The sequence below is a fragment of the Candidatus Cloacimonadota bacterium genome (assembly GCA_011372345.1).
GTDB lineage: Bacteria > Cloacimonadota > Cloacimonadia > Cloacimonadales > TCS61 > DRTC01.
In genome coordinates this window covers 1-4,976 of sequence record DRTC01000608.1, presented here as the reverse complement: position 1 = coordinate 4,976, position 4,976 = coordinate 1, and the positions used below count along the sequence as shown (strand labels likewise).

5 protein-coding genes are annotated in these 4,976 nt (G+C 37.3%); all 5 read right to left on the bottom strand.

The window, feature by feature from the left end:
* Positions 1–467 (bottom strand): hypothetical protein (locus ENL20_11670; GenBank protein HHE39212.1); only part of this gene is annotated, 467 nt, incomplete at its 3' end.
* Between the two features lie 57 nt (positions 468–524).
* Positions 525–1,124: a hypothetical protein gene (locus ENL20_11665; GenBank protein ID HHE39211.1), complete on the bottom strand. Its 600-nt coding sequence runs from the start codon at positions 1,122–1,124 to the stop codon at positions 525–527.
* A 7-nt stretch (positions 1,125–1,131) separates the two neighbouring features.
* Entirely contained in the window at positions 1,132–1,572 is a 441-nt protein-coding gene (locus ENL20_11660) for a hypothetical protein (protein HHE39210.1), read from the bottom strand.
* 2 nt (positions 1,573–1,574) lie between these two features.
* Positions 1,575–3,359, bottom strand: a complete 1,785-nt coding sequence (locus tag ENL20_11655) for a type II/IV secretion system protein (GenBank protein ID HHE39209.1) — start codon at positions 3,357–3,359, stop codon at positions 1,575–1,577.
* A 14-nt stretch (positions 3,360–3,373) separates the two neighbouring features.
* The gene (locus ENL20_11650) at positions 3,374–4,717 is read right to left on the bottom strand and encodes a type II secretion system F family protein (GenBank protein ID HHE39208.1); all 1,344 of its coding nucleotides are present in this window, start codon (positions 4,715–4,717) and stop codon (positions 3,374–3,376) included.
* Between the last annotated feature and the right edge of the window lie 259 nt (positions 4,718–4,976).

Genomic DNA, 4,976 nt, shown 5'->3' with positions numbered 1-4,976 from the left:
GTGAATGTCATGTCATCACCTGAGAGAATTGCACAAGTGAAAGGTCCGACCGGTGGAGGTTGTTCTTCTCCTCCCGATGCTTCTACACCGATTCCGGCAAAACTCTGATGAGAATAGTTATCACCCAGATAACTCGTAGTTACATAGGATGTGACCACTAAAGTATCAAAAGTTGCGTTGGGAATGTACTTGATACTGTCTATCAAACCGCTGGTAACATTAAAATTGGTTTGATAATCAGCACTAAAAGTTTGAGTAAATGCTCCCTGCTCATACGGAACTTTTCCGCTCAGAATTTGATCCATAGCATAATTCAAAGCATAATTCCCACAGATTTTCATTTGAATTTCTGCCAAATCCTGAGCAACCACTTCCGGAACTTCTGTTGCTTTTTTTTGGACTGATATAGTTACTGAAGCAAAAACTGCCGCAGCAACTATGACTGAAATAACAATGACTTTACTCATACAACCTCCTATTCCCCACCCGATTATATTTGATTTAGTTTAATCTTGCAGCTCCAATCATGATTCTCTCAAATACAAATTCTTAAAATACTTCCAGAAAATTATTCTTTGTTTGATCTCAGCTTTTTGCCCTTCAAATTCCACGGGATCTGCGAATAATTCAAAATCAATACGGACAGAACGGACTAAATCTCTTTGTGAAGAAAAAAGCAATTCCGCCCAATTTTTTTCATTTTCTTGAACATCAAAGTATCTAAAAACAATTTGTGTAGGCATATAGAAAGGTCCGGCAACAGTTGTCCCATCAATCTTAACTCTTAATGGATAACCCCCTTGATCACTGTCATAACTTCCTTGATCTATATAGAATTCACTGGGAGTTGGATCGGTTGGATTTATTTTTCCCAAAAATTTAAAATCTCTAATCCAGGCTTTAGTGATAGCAACTGTTGAAGAATCAACTCCAGCCCCGACTTTGGAGAGATATAACGAATCCAACATTGAACAAACACTTTCGGTGATGGCATTAATGCTGATCTGCTGAGTGATATTACTGGCAGCAACATTAACATTATGATAGGCATTGAACATCATTACCATAAAAATACCACCGATGATCAAGGCACCGATCGCTTCTAACATTCCTGTTGTTCCCATATTTCACCTAAAAAGAGACATCCTTGAAAACTTCACTTATCTGCTGTGCAGCTGTTCCAATGTATAAAGTATCTGTTATATTTGGTTTACACCAAATTGCAACGCCAATTTTCTGATATGGATAATAAGTAGAATCCGGATATGTTGTTGTTCCGGTAGAATCACAAAAAACAGAAGTCATATGAACATTATAAGTTTCATTACTAATATCCATCGTAAATAACGAATCATGATAATCATTATAAACCGTCAAATAGTCAGTTACCTGACCTATCAATTCAGCTTCGATCTTCATAATGCATTTTTCTGCAATCTTCTGTCCCTGACTGTAATATAAACCACGATATACAAATTCCGCCTGGTCGTATAAACCGTTATAAATGGTTATTAAAGTTGTTGAGAAAAGAATCAGTGCAAGCAAGATTTGTAACATCTGACCATTTCCCATAATTAATCTCCTGAAGTTGCATAAGCAACTTCCGATATTGTGGTCAGGGAATTCCTGACCCGGTCCAAGCCTGATTGCAAGAGAGATAACATTCCCTCTTTTTCAGCAATTTGTCTGATCAAATCTTCATCAATCTCCTCACCGGACTCTACAATTGCTTTCCTGATTTTTGGTGAAAAATAAAGGGCTTCGCAAATATTAACTCTTCCCTTATAACCATCTGTACACTTTTTGCAACCGGGACCTGCTTCAAATACTTTTTTGGATTTCAGATCTTCTTCGGTCAGTCCTATATCCAGAGCAGACTGATATTTCTCTTTAGATAAAGGAACTCGACATTCCGGACATAGTTTTCTAACTAATCTTTGAGCAACGATAAGATTCATTGCATAAGCCAGAAGAAAGGGTTCAACTCCGATCTTGAACAACCGGGAAATTGCACTCGGTGCATCATTCGTATGCAGGGTAGAAAAAGTTAAATGACCCGTATTAGCAAGTTTTATGGCTACATCCGCAGTTATTTTATCCCTGATCTCACCAACCATAACAATATCCGGATCGTGTCTGAGAATCGATCTTATCGCTTGCTCGAAACTGAATCGATGTCCGATCTTTAATTGTCTTGCTCCTTTGATAACATATTCGACCGGATCTTCACAAGTAAGAACATTTTTGGAGGGATCGATAGTATGATGAAGTGCTGCCATTAAGGTCGTACTTTTTCCGCTTCCCGTCGGACCCGTTAACAAGACGATCCCTTTCGATTTACTGATAGCCTTGACGAAATCTTTTTCAGCTTGTGCTTGTAGTCCGAGTTTTTTCAGGTCTGTGATCACATTTCTGTCATCAACGATCCTGATCACTATGCTTTCAAATCTTCTTTCAAATTCAGAGGAAACAATCGGAATGATGGATATTCTGAACCTGATCAAATGTCCGTCAACAAGTCTCTGGGCAAATCCGTCCTGAGCAGTATCTCTTTCAAATCTATCGATTCCGGAAGCTCTATCTTTAACAACAGCAGACATAGCTTCAGGTGAAGTATTTTCCTGCCTGTGCCAGCGGTGTAATTTTCCATCAATTCTGAAAATGATATCTACACTCGAATGCTGAAACGGAATTATATGAACATCGCTTGCTCCTTTTCTAACTGCTTCGATCAAACTGCCTTCATAAAGATTTACGAGAAGACTTTTATTGATTTCCTCATCCAAAGCAAATTCATCAACATCACTATCTTCATCAGTATCAATTACTTCCTGCATTTGTCCGGAAGCTTCTTCCAGTAATTCCAGGAATTCATTTTTTTGAGGAGCAATGATATTTATCAAAGCCTGGATCGATGATAAACGACAATAAGCAACCTCATATTTTTTAAATTCGGAGAGTTTTGGAATATCTTCTACAAGACTATTAGTAGGATCAGCTGCTAAAACCAGTAATGATTTTTTCCTGTCATTTAAGACACGGTATGGAACAATTTTTCTGAACAATAATTTATTCAAGAAGTCTTCCTCAAATTTAGAGAAGACATCTTTGATATACGCTATTCTTTTTTCATCAAATTTTTCAGGTTCGATCTCGATCGTTCGAAAAGCATAAAGATCGGCTACTAAACTGAATATCTTGTCATGATCAATCTTAAAATCGGAAACCAGGATATCGCCTAACATTCTTGGATTGGACGGGTCCTCATCAGCCTGATAAAGGAGAGCTTTATCCAGAGTGGCTTTATCGATTATCCCTCTTTCAACCAATAATTGTCCAAATCTCGATTTTTTTAACATCGTATCTCCGAAAATTACATACCAGGACCGGTTGGAGAAACCATGGCAATTTCTGCAGAAACAATGGTTAGAGCAGTAATCACAATTGCTATAAATGCACCTACAACCATCTGGATAGATTGAATGATGTTTTGAAGTTTATAAGTTGTTTCTTTCTCATAAAAGGCAGATATCTGTTTAGCAGCAGATAATACATTTCCGGTTTCAGCACCTGTTTTTAACCTGCTTAAAGTAGTTCTGTTGAAAACAGCTGCTTGTGCTAATGAACTTACAAGAGTATCACCTTTCGTGAGCATCAAAGGAATTGCAACTTCTTTAACCTTTTTTTCGATGAAAGCATTTCGACAAGCTTCTGCAGATGCCTGCAGAGTTTCGATATTATTTTCCGCTCCTCCATAAACAGCAGCAAAAACCCTGAAAAAGATCTCAATGCTTGATTTATGCAGAAGATGTCCGACAACAGGTAACTTGATGATGAAATGATCTCTCCAGATCCGACCTTTTTTTGTCCGCCACCATAAGGCAATTATTCCCATCGGAATAATAACTACCAAAAACATCCACCACCAGTTTTCTCCCAAATACGCACTCATTTTTAAGGTCGCATCTGTTAATGGTGGAAGTTTCATCCCGAATTTTACAAATAACCTGGCAGTTGCCGGAAAAATAGAAATTACATAATATAATACAGCTGCAACCATTGCCACAACAGTCAATAAAGGAGCTAATAATGCCTGTTTTATGCTTTTCCTGTATTCCATGTCCCGTTCCATGAATTTGGCTGTTGCGTCATAAACTTCTGCCATGTTACCGCTTTTTGTTGCCAGTCCGAGCATATAAGCAGGAAATTTCCCAAAGACATCTGTATAACGGGCAAATACTTCCGTCCCTTCTTTACCTTTTTTCAGATCACCTTCAATATTTTTCAGTGTTTCTTTTAAAGTAGCATTTGATTCTTCTTCAGCTAACATTCGCAGGATTTTATCATAACTCATTTTTTCTTTGAGCATAAATGAACTGAGATTCACGAACATTAAAATACTGGCAAAGGATGGTCTAAACTTGAAATCCAATAAAGCTGGTTGAATCTTTGCATTAGCATAACCCATTTTAGTTAAAGCATTAGCAAGGTCTTTTTTGGTAAAAGCAGTTTGTTTCCGAGTAACTTTTTTCCCATTGGGCAGTTTGACTGTATAGAGAAAAGTTTTTTTTGGAATTATGTTTTTAACTTTGAATTTATGCTTTTCCTCAAGTTGTTGAACAAGCTGTTTAGCTTTAGGGGAACTGTATGCTAAAACGATCCCTTGAACGGGTTTGCCGAATTGCGATATACCTGAATAAAAAAATTCTTTTAACATATTTTCCTAACTATGAAGGCTTTGTTAATTTAATAATTTATTTTATTATGATCATCATAACAAATTGTGAGCAATCCTAATTCAAATTACCAATGAAAAAGGACAGGCTGCCAGGCTGCTTAATATTATCAGGAAATAATTCTATTCTCCGAATTCCGTTTAGTTAAAAAAAGGGAGACCTGTATTGTCTCCCTCCCTTTTGTTGAATCCGCGTTTTTATTAGTTGTTGATGGTTGTAGAAATCGCTCCTGTTGCTCCG